This is a genomic window from Quyinboa ferrireducens, from assembly GCF_042436675.1.
Classification (GTDB): Bacteria; Bacteroidota; Bacteroidia; order Bacteroidales; family UBA5342; genus JBHJHP01.
On record NZ_JBHMVA010000012.1, the window covers coordinates 101,684 to 116,270 of the forward strand.

The 14,587-nt window shown below is 36.4% G+C and carries 11 protein-coding genes; 6 read left to right on the forward strand and 5 right to left on the reverse strand.

Translation table 11 applies throughout. The features are described from left to right. Positions 1–250: 250 nt before the first annotated feature. The 4 genes from ACE01N_RS15715 to ACE01N_RS15730 all read left to right on the forward strand — a co-directional run bounded on the left by ACE01N_RS15715 (position 251) and on the right by ACE01N_RS15730 (position 5,626). Positions 251–3,571 (forward strand): arabinofuranosidase catalytic domain-containing protein, encoded by a 3,321-nt coding sequence (locus ACE01N_RS15715; protein WP_380591026.1) that lies wholly within the window; start codon positions 251–253, stop codon positions 3,569–3,571. 97 nt (positions 3,572–3,668) lie between these two features. Next, entirely contained in the window at positions 3,669–4,868 is a 1,200-nt protein-coding gene (locus ACE01N_RS15720; RefSeq protein WP_380591029.1) for a vitamin K epoxide reductase family protein, read from the forward strand. A gap of 198 nt (positions 4,869–5,066) precedes the next feature. Then, positions 5,067–5,312: an AbrB/MazE/SpoVT family DNA-binding domain-containing protein gene (locus ACE01N_RS15725; RefSeq protein WP_380591032.1), complete on the forward strand. Its 246-nt coding sequence runs from the start codon at positions 5,067–5,069 to the stop codon at positions 5,310–5,312. Then, the gene (locus ACE01N_RS15730; RefSeq protein ID WP_380591035.1) at positions 5,303–5,626 is read left to right on the forward strand and encodes a type II toxin-antitoxin system PemK/MazF family toxin; all 324 of its coding nucleotides are present in this window, start codon (positions 5,303–5,305) and stop codon (positions 5,624–5,626) included. The genes ACE01N_RS15725 and ACE01N_RS15730 overlap by 10 nt, the downstream gene beginning before the upstream one ends. Positions 5,627–5,819: 193 nt before the next feature. On the opposite strand, the gene ACE01N_RS15735 is transcribed toward ACE01N_RS15730, so the two are convergent. The 5 genes from ACE01N_RS15735 to ACE01N_RS15755 all read right to left on the reverse strand — a co-directional run bounded on the left by ACE01N_RS15735 (position 5,820) and on the right by ACE01N_RS15755 (position 12,925). Further along, complete coding sequence (locus ACE01N_RS15735; protein ID WP_380591038.1) at positions 5,820–6,476, reverse strand: glycosyltransferase; 657 nt, start codon at positions 6,474–6,476, stop codon at positions 5,820–5,822. Between the two features lie 651 nt (positions 6,477–7,127). Next, positions 7,128–7,769, reverse strand: coding sequence for a class I SAM-dependent methyltransferase (locus ACE01N_RS15740; RefSeq protein WP_380591041.1), 642 nt, complete (start codon positions 7,767–7,769; stop codon positions 7,128–7,130). A gap of 316 nt (positions 7,770–8,085) precedes the next feature. Next, the gene (locus ACE01N_RS15745; protein ID WP_380591044.1) at positions 8,086–10,989 is read right to left on the reverse strand and encodes a T9SS type A sorting domain-containing protein; all 2,904 of its coding nucleotides are present in this window, start codon (positions 10,987–10,989) and stop codon (positions 8,086–8,088) included. A gap of 327 nt (positions 10,990–11,316) precedes the next feature. Then, complete coding sequence (locus ACE01N_RS15750) at positions 11,317–12,192, reverse strand: phosphatidylglycerol lysyltransferase domain-containing protein (protein WP_380591047.1); 876 nt, start codon at positions 12,190–12,192, stop codon at positions 11,317–11,319. Between the two features lie 481 nt (positions 12,193–12,673). Then, positions 12,674–12,925 carry a DUF2061 domain-containing protein gene (locus ACE01N_RS15755; RefSeq protein WP_380591050.1) on the reverse strand — a complete coding sequence of 84 codons (252 nt, stop codon included), beginning with the start codon at positions 12,923–12,925 and terminating at the stop codon, positions 12,674–12,676. A gap of 218 nt (positions 12,926–13,143) precedes the next feature. Here ACE01N_RS15755 and ACE01N_RS15760 point away from each other — a divergent pair, with 218 nt between their 5' ends. After that, positions 13,144–13,431, forward strand: coding sequence for a hypothetical protein (locus ACE01N_RS15760; protein ID WP_380591053.1), 288 nt, complete (start codon positions 13,144–13,146; stop codon positions 13,429–13,431). A 206-nt stretch (positions 13,432–13,637) separates the two neighbouring features. Next, on the forward strand, positions 13,638–14,495 hold the full coding sequence (locus ACE01N_RS15765; protein WP_380591055.1) for a Cbp1 family collagen-binding glycoprotein adhesin: 858 nt from the start codon (positions 13,638–13,640) through the stop codon (positions 14,493–14,495). The last annotated feature ends 92 nt before the right edge of the window (positions 14,496–14,587 follow it).

The following is a 14,587-nucleotide window of genomic DNA, read 5'->3' on the forward strand; positions in this document are numbered from 1 at the left end:
AGTGTGTTTAATAAATACACTTGTTTGTTATAAAGTGAAAATTGGGGAGTATAATTACATCCAAATTTTAATCAACTATTATCTAGCATAGTAAAAAGTCGGATTATGTTCTCTTAAGAAAAGAATCCGACCACTTCAATTAAGAAACCTTTCAGATTTTAGTATAAAAAAATAAAATCAATTATTTTTATATGTTCCTTTAAATGGGAAACTTACAAACCACAACAATATCACAATTAAAAAAGGTACCATGAAAAACAAAAATCGACTTTTACTCATTCTTTCATTGACTCTTGTTTTACCGGCTACTTTAATGATGATTCTGGCCATGTCCGGAGTCGGAAGTAGTGCGGTTCCCCAAAGACCGGAAGGTCCGTGCGATGTATATGCTGCCGGAGACTGTCCGTGTGTGGCAGCACACAGTACTACCCGTGCCTTGTATGCATCGTATAATGGCCCGTTATATCAGGTCATGCGTATGTCCGATGGGAAAACACTGGACATTGGCGTTGTACAACCCAGCGAAGGGGATCCGGGCGGTTATGCTGATGCAGCTGCACAGGATAAATTCTGTGCAGATACCTATTGCTGGATTACAATTCTGTATGACCAGTCAGGCAAGGAAAATCATCTGATACAGGCTCCACGTGGCGGAACCGGTGCCCCGACAATGATGGGCGGTTTTAACAGCCTTCCTATTGCGGATATGGCACCCGTAACGCTTATGGGACATAAAGTTTATGGTATTTTCATTGAGCCGGGAATGGGCCTTCGTTTAAATGACACCAAAGGAACGGCAGTGGATGATCAGGCCGAAGGTCAGTATTGGGTGATTAACGGGCTTCATTATAACGATGGTTGTTGTTTCGATTATGGAAATGCCGAAACTGACAGCCGGGATGACGGTGACGGAACCATGGAAACCACCTACTACGGTAATGCTCCCTACTGGTATCACGGACAGGATCAGGGACCATGGATCATGACAGATCAGGAAAATAATCTGGTGGGTTGTGTTAATCCTGATCCAAGGGATAAATACTGTGCAGACTTACCCAGCATCAGCTGGCGTTTTGTGACGGCCACAGCCGATGGTGAGCCTCACCACTGGAGGTCAATGGGAGGAAATGCACAAAAAGGCGATCTCCAGGTGATGTACGATGGACAACGAATCATTAATGACAGAAACAGTTATGACCCCATGCGTAAGCAGGGTGCCATACTCCTGGGTAACGGTGGCGATAACAGCAACGCTTCACAGGGTACTTTCTACGAAGCTGCCATGACAGCTCCCGGAACGTTTCCATCCAAAGAAACAAACCAAAAACTCCAGGCTAATATTGTGGCTGCAAAATACGATGTACAACGGGTAAATATTACACCGGCATCAAATACAGGTATGCCTCCAGGACTGCAAACCTTTACACCTAATTCATCACAAAACACTACCGTAACATTTACCAACACTACCGGAGAAGCTATTAAAGATCTTACATTGAGTATATCAGTACCTAAAGGATGGAAGTCTGTGGCATTAAACTCAGAAAAGGATTCGAAGAAATTTAGCGGTAAAATTGCACCGGGAGCCAGTGTAAGTGCAACCTTCACGGTTACTTCAGGTTCAGCCGCTTTTAATGGCGATCTGGTTGGGAATGCAAAATGGATAGGTTCCGCGCAAGGAAAATCACAGTCAGAAACTGCTATTGAAAAGGTAAGAAATGTGAGCCCTGTAAAAATTAATGAGTTCCGGGTCAGCGACGGATCCAACTCAACAAACACCTTCATCGAACTCTATAATTCAGGGAATGATAATATTGACATTTCAAACTGGACATTGACGGAACATGCCACACAAATGCCAGTCTTCACAACAGTTCAGATTCCGGCGAAAACAGAACTGGCGCCTCACAGTTTCTACCTGTTGGGACTTTCCAACTCAGGTCTTGCAGTACCGGTAAAAAAAGGCGAATCAACTATTTTTGTGCGAAGCACAGAAGGCATGTCTGTTGGCGATGAAGTGATCATAGGCCAAGGTTCAAATAAAGAGATCAGGAAAATTGCAGGAATATCAACTCCTGCTGAACCCGAAAACGATCCGCGTCGCAGATGGCGTCGGGGTACTCCGGGTCAGACCAATATCTGGCAACCGGTGCCCGACGGACCCGTCGTTACTTTCCCTGCCGGTTCAAACAGCATTTCGGTTAACAGTGTAGAAGGATTCGAAGTTGGCCAGAAAATGGCGATTGGTTACGGAGCGCAATATCCTGTTGTTGGAACAGCTGTAGAAAAATACGAAGTGGTAACCATTACCAAAGTTGGGAAGCCCGGAACACAGGCCTGGCTCTCGATGGATGCAAAAGCTGGTGACACAAACATTAAAGTATCTTCTGTAGAAAATATTTCTGTTGGCGATAAAATCAGGCTGGATATCGAGAGTGAAGGCCATGGAATAGAATGGGTCGTTGTTAAAAGTGTGGGAACAGCTTCTTCCCGCAGCACATTTGCCGGACCATTAGGTGAAAATGATAACCCGGGAACCGGTCTTGAACTGGAAGAACCGTTGAAATTCGATCATGCGTCTAACATGCCGTTTAGCGCCTGGGGAACAGGGATCAGTTTTGAGCCAAAATCTAAATTCGATCATTCAAGCAATGAACCTGTACTGGCACTCAATTCAAACATCAAGCTGGATAAAGCTCTGGCTAATGATCATGAAATGGAAGAGGTTGTTCTTGACCCAAAAGTGACAACTGCAGGCTACCAGGGACCCCGCAATCCGGATCAGTGGTTCGGAGGCCCGGCTCTTTCTTCCCGTTCGGGCAGCATGGTATTGCGCGATGCAGAAAACAATATCGTTGACGGATTAAACTACGGGGCACTTGTAGATCCTTACCTGGCAGAAGGGTATCAGGCTGTTTCAGGGGCTCGTGAATATGGCTGCTTTGCTCCTACTCCTATCGGCAGGGGAAGCTTCCGCTGGTTTGGTGGCGGCTCCATATCATTGCCGGATATCAGTACAGGTCGTTATCCTGATGGTGCTGATGAAGACAGTAACTGCGGTGATTTCCATACACAAACAAGTACCTCGATCGCAATTGCGTCTGTTAAAGGTGATGAAAACCTTAAAGTCTCTGGTGTAAACGATTTTACTCCGGGCCAGAAGGTTGTTGTCGGAAGTGGTAGCGAAAGTGAAATAGCTACCATAGCTCTTATTGGTACAGCCGGTGGAACAGCCGTAGCTACAGCTACAAAAGAAGGTGATACCGTTGTTCCGGTTGAAAGCGTGGATGGATTCAGTGAAGGTCAAACCATCACAATTGGCAGTGGTGCCAATAGCGAAAAAGCAGTTGTTGCGTCAGTCACCAACAGACGCTTCCGTCGCAACAACAATAATGATAATGGTCCAGGTATCTTTATCACGGTTTCTGCGCCGCTAAAGAACATGCACAATAATGAAGAACCGGTTTCTGGTACAGGGATCACATTTTCAAAACCCTTGGTTAAAAATCATGAGATTGGAACCATTATTGCAAGCAATATTCCGACTCCAGGTGAACCAAATCAGTATTAATTAGAATTATCATTGATAAGATACAATATACAAGAACTCCGCTGCAAATCTTTCAACTTTATTGCAGCGGAGTTCTATATTAAAAGACGAAGGTGCAATGATCCAATATTCACAGGATAAAAACAACTGGCCGTTCTGGCGACTATTATTTACCGGGCTTAACGTACTGGCCATTGGTTTAAGTCTTGTTTTAAGCTGGCACTATTTTACCGAAGGAGCAATGCCGGGCTGTGGCAGTGGTAGCTCATGCGATCAGGTATTAAGCAGTCGCTGGTCAACGCTGGCAGGCCTTATTCCTGTTAGTGGTATGGCACTGGGGGTCTACCTTGCCATACTTGTAGCCGGTTTAAACATAAGTAATTCTGTTGAATTATCGGTTCGACGCCTGTCATGGAGTGTAATGACGTTTCTGGGAGGTGTGATTATTGGCAGCGCAATCTGGTTTACCGTATTACAAAAATGGATCATCGGAAGTTTCTGTATGTATTGTATGACGACTCACATTACAGGCGTTTTATTATCGGTTGTAATAATCCGGAGAGCATTTAAAGCCTATGAAACAACCCAAAAAGAAAAGCACCTGCTGAAACCTACACGCATAGTTATACTTCTGCTGACGGGCCTGATTATATCTGGATTTGTAGCAGTATTTCAGTTCACAAATACGCCTTCTGCTGATGTTCACGACAGCCATACGCAGGAATATACCTTAAACACTGATTTTAAAAATGCCCCCATAATTGGTTCACCGGATGCACCGTACAAGGTTACATTGCTTTTTGATTATCAGTGCTCACACTGTCAGAAATTACACTTTATGTTGAATGAGGCTGTTCGGCAGTATAACGGTAAACTTGCATTTGTACTGCGCCCAACACCCTTAGAACACAGCTGTAATCCTTTTATCCCGGTCAGTACAACAAACTTTAAAAATTCCTGTGAACTGGCAAAAATCGGATTAGCTGTATGGCGCGCGAATCCGGAAGTATTTTCCTCGTTTGAAAACTGGATGTTCACCTTTGATTCAGGTAACTACTGGCGTCCAAGAACGCTTGAAGAAGTTAAGATGAAAGCTGCTGACATTGTGGGTCATGAAAAGCTTGAGGCTGCACTGGCTGATCCATGGATTGAGCGGTATATACAAAGCAGTGTGCAACTATTTGGACAAACGCTACAGAATGGCCGGGGCGCAATACCCAAACTGATTTATGGTTCAAAATGGATTATTCCGGAACCTTATAATGCAGACGAACTGGTAAGCATTCTTCAGGAAAGTCTGGGAATTCCTAAAAAGTGAATTGAGTTACAGCTGTGCATTAATACTTTATGCAATAGACCTTTACTCCTATTTTTGAATAATTCATTTAAAAAGGATCTTTTCATCTGAGAAAAAAGATTCTGCAGCACCTGGTTTTTACTAATCGTACTTTGGTCTTAATTTGGCAAAACAAAAAAAACGTGATAACTTTGTAATTACAATAAAAATAATAGTATTATGGAAGTATCTGTTATTAGAATAGGAAATTCGAAGGGTATAAGACTAAGTAAAAGTCTTTTGGAAAGATACAACATTAAGGATACAGTGGATCTGATTCTTGAAAAAGGGCAAATTGTATTAAGACCATCATCAACACCCAGAAAAGGTTGGGATAAAGCTTTTAAAGAAATGAATGAAAACGGGGACGATAGGCTTCTTTTTGATGATGTATTTGAAGACGAAAACCTGGAAGAATGGAAATAAAACAATATCAAATCATTCTTGTGAATTTGGACCCTACGCTTGGAAGTGAAATTAAAAAAACAAGACCTTGTGTAATAATCTCGCCGGATGAGATGAATAAATACCTTAGAACAATTGTAATTGCTCCTATGACAACCAGTTCTAAAAATTATCCTACAAGAATCGAGGTTAAGCATGATAGTAAAATTGGTTGGATTGTACTTGACCAAATAAGAACCATTGATAAACAAAGAATAATAAGACCTCTTGGTAGATTATCAAAACCGGAAATCAAGGAATTGAAAGCCATAATCAAGGAAACCTTTGTTGATTAAAAAAAAACAAATTTAGCCCGACACGCCCGATATTTCGGAAACTTAACACAAAGTAGTTTTACCAGTCATTATTCAAAATAAAAAGAGATTGAAATGAAATTCAACCTCTTTTCGTGTGAATGCTTATTTAGTATTACCAATTCTGTTATTCTTTACACATCGCTATTATAATTCACCAGATTATAATGATAGATTATGCGGTCAGGTTTTGACCTACCCGTCCGGATTCCATTCTGAAAGAATTTGAATTCCTCAGGTAAGCATATGTATCCATGTAATATGGCATTACATGAGTTTGCATACTTAATAAGCGGTAAAGCTCATATTCACTGCTAAATTTTTGTTTCCCTGACAGAATCCCCATTTTCAGCAACAATTCCCTTTTAATAAATATCGCTGTATACAAAGGCATGTTACCAAATGGGACTTGCCATTTCCTGTTTTTTGATATCCGAAGGGAAAAGATGGAACTCAGGTTATTACTCCCGTTATACAGCATGTTTTTACCGTATATCAGATTGCAATTCCTTTTTTGAAAATTATTGACAATTCGGGATAAACTACCTGTATCATATAATATTTCTCCAGGATTCAAAATGCAAAGTATTTCACCTTCTGTTTCATGTATCATTTTCATCAGGCCGTCATAAAAACTATCCTTTATTAAACTGATTTTCAAGCTTTTTACATCATGAGAATCTGAGGGAAGTTCTTCAGTATTAACCGTTGATTTATAACACGCAAGTATATGCTCAACGTTGCTGTAAGTTTGATTTGCAATTGAATCTATTGTTAGATCCAGTAATCGATCATATTTGATGGTTGGCGTAATAACTGATATTTTCATCATAGTAATCTTAATAAATATTTTCAATCTTCATGCATTTCATCAAAAGCCCGTTTACTGACTAAAGATGCTTTCAAATCACTTGTTGCTTTTACAGTAAATAAACACGTGCTGTAAAAGAAACTCAGGCCGCTTACTGAACAAACGCATTGCTATCAGTAGAATTGCCGTTAACATGAAAGGGAAGGGTGAACTTAAAGAAACCTGTTCAAAAACACTCAAGCCTGCTAACATAGCAACGATTAATGCAATAATGGTTTTATTCATAATTCATATATTAAGTATGAGATATTCAAACTTTTAATTATTGATTCCAATTATCGAAATCGTAGGCACTAATTCAAACAGATTATAAATTTACGGTTATAGGGATATTCTTTCAATTGGTATTTGTACGTAAAAGGAATGCTTAAGAATAGGTAGGGTTTTTACCTAATAACGGAATATGAGCTACACACAAAAAACAGGTATCTGGAATAGTTTAAGTGCGACTGTGAATATTCTGTCCATTACATTATAAAACCAAGCAATTAATAAATATATCAAATAATATAATTATTCTTTATTCGATAAATTATGAGAAAAATTTAGATTATAAACCATTGTATCTAAATTAAAAACATAAAATAAACTACAGTTGGTTCTGTCTTAAAACTACTTCTGTAAATCATAATATGTGTACACAGGGAATAGACTTCCTGACAGTTTTGTCATTGTTCCTTTTTTAATGATTTTAAAATTGCCTTCCAATTCATTTGTGACAAACTGTCTTGCATTTCCAAATTCTTCTTCCGGTTTTTTATCGGTGTAGAATGACAGAAAAATATCTAAAAAACTGCTTTCCATTGGGCATATGGTATAGAAATGACCATCCGGAGTCAGAATTCTCTTAATTTCTGCTATGGAAGCTCTTAAATCGTCTACAAACTCAAGTGTACTTATTGCCACAATGCCATCAAAATAACTATCAGGATAGCTGGTCTTCTGAATGCTTTGTTTTGATATAAAACAATTATCCAGATCACACTTACTGACTAGATCACTTACTACATCTATGCGATCATGAATATCACATGCGTAAAGATTATCACAATGCCGTTTGAGCTCAGGAAGGAATATACCACTTCCTGTGCCCGCTTCCAGGAGATTGTTAAATTCTCTATCCCCAATAAGCTTTATTATGCTTTTAAAACGATAGCGTTGAATATATTTTATAAAAAACTGATAATTCCAGTTTGCATAGTCAACCTCCGATGTACGAGCCACTAAATTTTCTGGCGGAAATAATAGCTTCATCTTACTTTCTCTAATTATGTTAATGAAAAACACATAAACACTTATAATTAAGATGTGTTTTAGATTAGTGAAGTAAAAATGGAGAGAGTTACCGAATTAATACAATCCAGATATCCTTAAAAACTAAATTGTGAATTCTCAATACATATGATTATACAGTTATTCTGAATAATCAGGACCCAAATCAGTTATATATTTAACTTAGTAAAATAAACATCTGATTCAATAAATAAGTTTATACCCTAACTGAAAATATTTTATTGCCTTATTTATAATTACATTTATAAATGTAATCAAAATGTATTAAAAAAAGTAATTATTTCTTGTCAAACTTGCTTCGAACCAGTTTCTTATCCTGTAAGAATTCTATTATATAAACACCGTCTGCAAGACCAGAAATTTGAATCACAGTATTAACTCCATGATAGTTTTGTTCTATTACTTTTTTGCCTGAAAGATTATAAATATACACCATCCCTTCGCTATCTGTATAGTTCAACCATATTTCTTTATGCGCCGGATTAGGATAAACATTAATTCCTGAGTTTTTAATTGCTGTAAAGTTTGTAATAGCTGATACATCAACATAAATCGTATCTGAATTAGAACAGGAATTTGAATCAGTAACCAATACTGAATAGGAATATTTTCCCGGCTCCAAACCAGAAATTTCAATCGATTCGGAAAAATCTCCGGTACTCCACTCATAGTAACCAAAGCTATGTCCTGCATTAAGTATTAATGTTTGGTTCTTTTTAATTAGTGTGTCATTTCCTAAATCGATATAAGGCAATGGCTTAAGCGTAACTATTACGCTGTCTATGTTTGTACATCCATCCTGTTTGACTTTAACATAGTAAGTGCCGGAAGAAGTTATCTTAATACTCTGTGTTTCGTCACCAGTGCTCCAAAGGTAAAATCCATCGATGTCACCAGCATCTAATGTTATGGTATCTCCCTGACAAGAAGAAATTCCATCACCTAATTCAATTTCAGGTAAACTTTCAAAAGTAACCTCAATACTATCACTATTTGTGCAACCTTGATTACCTACAGTAACCCAATAAGAACCAGTAGAAGTTACCTGAATCTCCGGATATTCCTCTCCAGTATTCCAGTAGTAGGATTCAAAGCTATTTCCTGCATCTAAAGATATGGTATCGCCCTGACATGAAGTAATATCATTACCTAATTCTATTTCGGGTAAGCTTTCAAAAGTAACCTGGATACTGTCTGTACTTGTGCAACCATTCTGGCTTACCGTTACCTTGTATGAACCGGTAGAAGTTACCCTTATACTTTGTGTTTGCTCTCCATCGCTCCACAAATAAGATTCGAAATTATTACCGGCATTCAAAGTAATTGTATCTTGATTGCATGCATCAAGGTCGTCACCTAAATCGACCTCAGGTAAACTTATAAAAGTAACCTGTATGGTATCACTGTTAAAGTAACCATTTTCACTAACAGTCAAAACATAATAACCTGATGAGGTAATCATAATAGTATCTGATATTTCACCGGTACTCCATAAATAAGAATCAAAACTTCCATTGGCTGAGATCCAGACCGCGTCTCCCTGACAAGCTTTGATATCATCCCCCAAATAAATTTGTGGCCATTTTATATTCGTTGTATCAAAAGCCCCAAAATCGTATTTTAGTCCTCCAGGTATAACATTTCCGTAAAAATCATTTTCTCCAACATTTGACAATAAAAAGGGAGCAAATAATAAGTTTGAAGCAGAATCTATCAGTGGAGACTCCGGTTTTAATTTGTAGGCATTTAAAGAATTTAATGCATAGGTATCACCAACGGTAAAGCCATTGCCCGGACTAACAAACAACGGATTTGTTTCAAGTCCCAATGGTTTATCTCCATCCATTTCTTGTCCGTTTGCATTATTGCGCCATGAAGACAAAGAGCTGTACGTTGACAACCAATTTATTTTGAAATCGTTAGGATAACCAGAATAATATGCATTGTTTTGAAATACTACCGAATCAGTATTAAACGAATAAGTTGAGTTAATAAGGCTAAGATTATTATCGGACATAAATATGTTATTCCATATTTTTACACCTCTCATATTTTTACCTAAAAAACCGATACATGCAGGACTACCATCTAATGGTGTTTCACCCATGTAGACTGTATTGTTGTATACGTAATTTACACCAACATAATCATCAGTTGTGGCACCCCATACATATATACCACAATAACTTCTTTTTCTTCCATCGTTTTCTGATATATTGTAACGGATTACATTGTTTGCCAATGGTCCATATTCTTTGGCACCAGCAAATTGAGCAAGTAAAAACCCAGCGCCATAATTGTCATGTGAATAACAATATTGTATTATACAATTTTGACAAGCACCATCCAGGTCAAAGCCTCCTCCATCGCCACTTGTCGTTTTATTCTCATATGATTCGCAATATTGAATAATGCTATTTGTACAATCCCAAAACCAAATACCAACAGGACCTCCTGAATTGTTATTTTTGATTCCATTGTTATGCGCAATGCAATGTTCTATCAATGCACTATCAGCACCAGCGACCATTATGCCGCTACCTGTGTGAGGGCTTACCTCAGAATTTCCCGGATTATGATGTGCTATAACATTTCGGACTATCAAATTGGTAAACTTTCCTTTATCCAGATTCCGTGTTATTGCAATTCCATTTCCTGCAAACCCTCTTATTTCTACATTTTCAATCAGAAGATAATTTAAATCTAAAATTGAATTATTTGAAACTGAAATCCCTGAAGCATTCGAAGTAGGATTCTGAGTGGTACTGTCACCTTCGAGTATTAGGTCTCTAATTTCAATACCTAATCTAATATTTGTTTTATTTGGTGCCCAAATTTCAAATAAATGACAACCTCTTGCCTTAAGTGTTGCTCGATCTGAACCAAATGATGTAAAAACAAGCGGATATGATTCAGATCCGCTGCTTTTATCACACCTTAAATATAGACTACTATATGTTGTAAACGTTTTGCCACCTTCAAAATAAACAGTATCTCCTTCTGAAAAACCCTGATCCTGGGCATATTCTGTAACTTTATCAATACTAAACCAAGCCTCTGATTTAGCAGTTCCACTATTGGAGTCATTACCTGTTAAGCTAATATAAAATCCTAAGGGTACAGCATTTTGACTAACACTGTACAACAACATTAAAATGAGAACCCTTCTAAACGACTTCATATTTTGTGCTGATCTTAATTTTATCTCGTTAATAAGTTAGATGGAGCAATTTAAATTATATTTTTTAAATATATTTAATTTACTGATAATAATAAAGTTGCAGATTAATACATAATTTGGTCAATTAGTGTCAAAATACAATGCCTGATAATACAATTATAAAAAGATATTGGCAATTTAAGTAATTTATAATCACTGTTTCATTGAGTTTTTTAAAATTAGTTTTATTTAAAAAGGGTATTGATACGTCTAAGTACCACTTATTTATCATCCGGTGAAAAATTATGGATATATATACGAGTATATTGTTTAAGTGCTATAGAAATTCTATGCAGGCAAAACCAAATATTTATCCAGCATATCAAAAGGGTGCATCATTAGTTTTTTATTTCTAAGTCCTAAAATTCCAAGATCCTGACATAAATTAAAATATGTACTTTTTGTATCATTTTCGCAATACACTTTATAACAGTAATCTGTTAACCCCTGGTAATTATGATTTGACTTTTGAAATAAAGCTACTGACATTTTATTCAAAGAATCATCGTAAATAATGAAAGATTCAACTTTACCATTCAAATATACGCAGTAGCCTTTTAAAATACCTTCCAGCACCATATCAATGCCTTCAAGACATTCATAATAATCCAATAAAAACCCATTATTAATCTGTTTTACCCATAATTCAAGACAGGCTCTCACAAAGTTGACATTTGACTCAGATATTGGCTCACATTGAATATCATATTCACGTAATAACTTATTAATATGATATCGTTGTTTTTGATATTTCTTTCCGTATGCTCTTAAAAAGTCCTTTCTACAATATATATAATCAGATTGATCCCTATGCTGGAATACATTCAAACTAAGCTTATCATATTCATTTACTATAGCTTGTGCCTGTGTTTTGTCTAATGGCTGAATTCCAAATCCATGATTGAAAATATCCTGTGCATACAAATGAATAAAATCAGGATTCTTACTCAACTGGATAACGAACTTTTGATTGTACCTGGTTTTACCTTCCAGACAATCAGGCCATCTTTGGGAAGGTATATAATTGTAAGTCTTTCTGAATAGAAATAAGTTTAGTATCGAAGATTCAGAAAATGTATAATCTTTAAAATCAAAGTCTTCATGATTAGAATCAACAGAATAATCATTCCATTCCGTTAATATGTTCAAATTCTCCTGAGTCATAAGGCTTATTATTAATATAGTCCCCATTATTTATAACCATACTTACAATGCAGTTTCAAACGGCAACTAAATTTAAGATAATGAATACGTTATAACAAGTACTGTGAATATTTTGGGGGTAATTACGTAAATCCTCCCACCTATTTCTTCATCAAGTCAATTATATTTTTTATGAATTAAACATGAACCCTTTGTCTAAAAAATACTAGGCAATATTTTACTTTGATAATCTTTTTAAGTCAAGAAATCAGATTAAAGTTGTTAGCAAATACAATTACATTTTCGTCAGAAAAACGTATATTTTTGAATGGAATTTTCTAAATTTGAACTGCAAATTGAAGCAAACTGAAGCGCATTTTGTACAAATCCGGGTGGGGATTCGGGAGTTTTGCTTAATTTCAAAAAGTTAAACAATTGATTTTTAATTGATTAAAAATCGGGTGCCGTTCCCTCCAGTTCTTCAGTTAATCCTTAGATTTAATCACTTTCTCTTTCTGCGAAATAAAGGTCTTGTTTTATGTTCTCCATCATTAATCACACCGTAACTGGAATGATACCAGGCACGTTCATGGAGATAATAAAGCACTAGCTTAATGATAACATCAGCAGCACCGATAGCCATTCCAAAATCAAGATTTCCTGTTACAATCCAACCAATTATAAACGTAGTTAACGATGCTATAATTCTCCATGTTATTGCTTTGGCGAGGTGTCGTTTTGGTAATACTGACATATAATTTTTTGTTATTCTTTTATTACAATTCAAATAATTGTACAAAATAATCAATTATAACGAAACAAGCCTAATTGTAAAATTAATATGCCCTGAAGAAAACATTTGCGAGACTAATCTATTCTGAATAATAAACTACTTTGTTTATCTTTGAAACCAATAATTACGTGCTTTTAAACACATTAGAAATATAACGTTACATTATAAAGAGACCTCACATGAAAAAACTATCCAGATTTTTACTGACATTGATACTGTTAGCTTTAATATTTGCGGCCATCAGTAATCCTTCCAGGGATGAATTCATAGATTTTTGTAAAACTGAATATGTCAACGATTCGGATTCAGGACTGGAAGGTATTATATCCCGGATTGCCAAAGGTGCGGTTGGAACCATTGCTTCACAGGCCACCCGACATAACTATGTTATTTTCTCGGTGTATGATCTGGCAGATGCCAAATTTGTAGGCATATACGGAAATTTTTTTCGTTTGGATAGCAACTAGACCCCCAATAAAGCTATAAATATATAATGAAAGATTTATGTGAAATCACCCGAGAGTATAATAACGACAAATCTTTTCCTTAATTAAATACGCACAAAACGTACTTTAGTTGTCATTCAATACGTTATTATAAAGGTATTGAGACATATTTGTTTCTGATCCAATTAAAAGAAACTACTTTTGTACAAATTTTAACTCCATAAATTATGAAACACTTAATTTTATTTTTTGCTCTTGTTTTAACTGTATCATCGTGTATTAGTAAAAACAAACATCAGGAAGAATTAACTGCTGTTCGTGACAGTTTAAATACTGTAGTAGCTAATCGTGACACAGAAATAAATCAGTTTATTTCTGATTTTAACGAAATTCAGACAAACCTGGATTCTATAAAAAAAATAGAAAACCTTGTAAAAGTTAAATCTGGTAATAAGGAGATATCATCAACAACAAAAGATGAGATCATTCAGGATTTAATCCAATTGCAACAGTTGCTGGATGAAAATAAAAAGCTGGTCGACAAGCTTAAAGGAATGCGTGTTGCAGATTCCAGAAAGCTCAAAAGCTTACAAAAAACAATCAGCCTTCTGGAAAAACAAATTACAGATAAAGATAATGAACTGGCAGCTCTTAATGCCAAAATAGAAACTTTAAATATTGACGTTTCTGACCTTAAGTCAACACTGGAACAACTTAATCAGGAAAGTGAACGCAAATCCAAGGAACTTCTTGAACGTGAGAACATGATGAATCAGGCCTGGTATATTGTTGAGTTTACCGATTCACTTATCGATCAGCAGATCGTAGAAAAAACAGGTGGTTTTATTGGACTAGGTAAAACACTAAAAGTCAGCCAGTCTCTTAATAAAGAAGATTTTAACATGGTGGATATACGTTCATTCAGTTCTGTTCCGGTAAATGCAAAAAAAGCTAAACTCCTGACCGTTCATCCTGAGGGAAGTTTTCATTTTGAAAATGCAGAAAAACGTGTTGAATCATTTGTTATTGATGATCCTCAGGCATTTTGGAGTGTTTCAAAATACCTGGTTATAGCCAAAGATTAATCTGATTTTGAATAAAATACAATAGTAGCCGTCGGATGTTCTCCGGCGGCTTTTTTCTTATTTTTATTTCAAACTCAACCTACAGCTTTTGT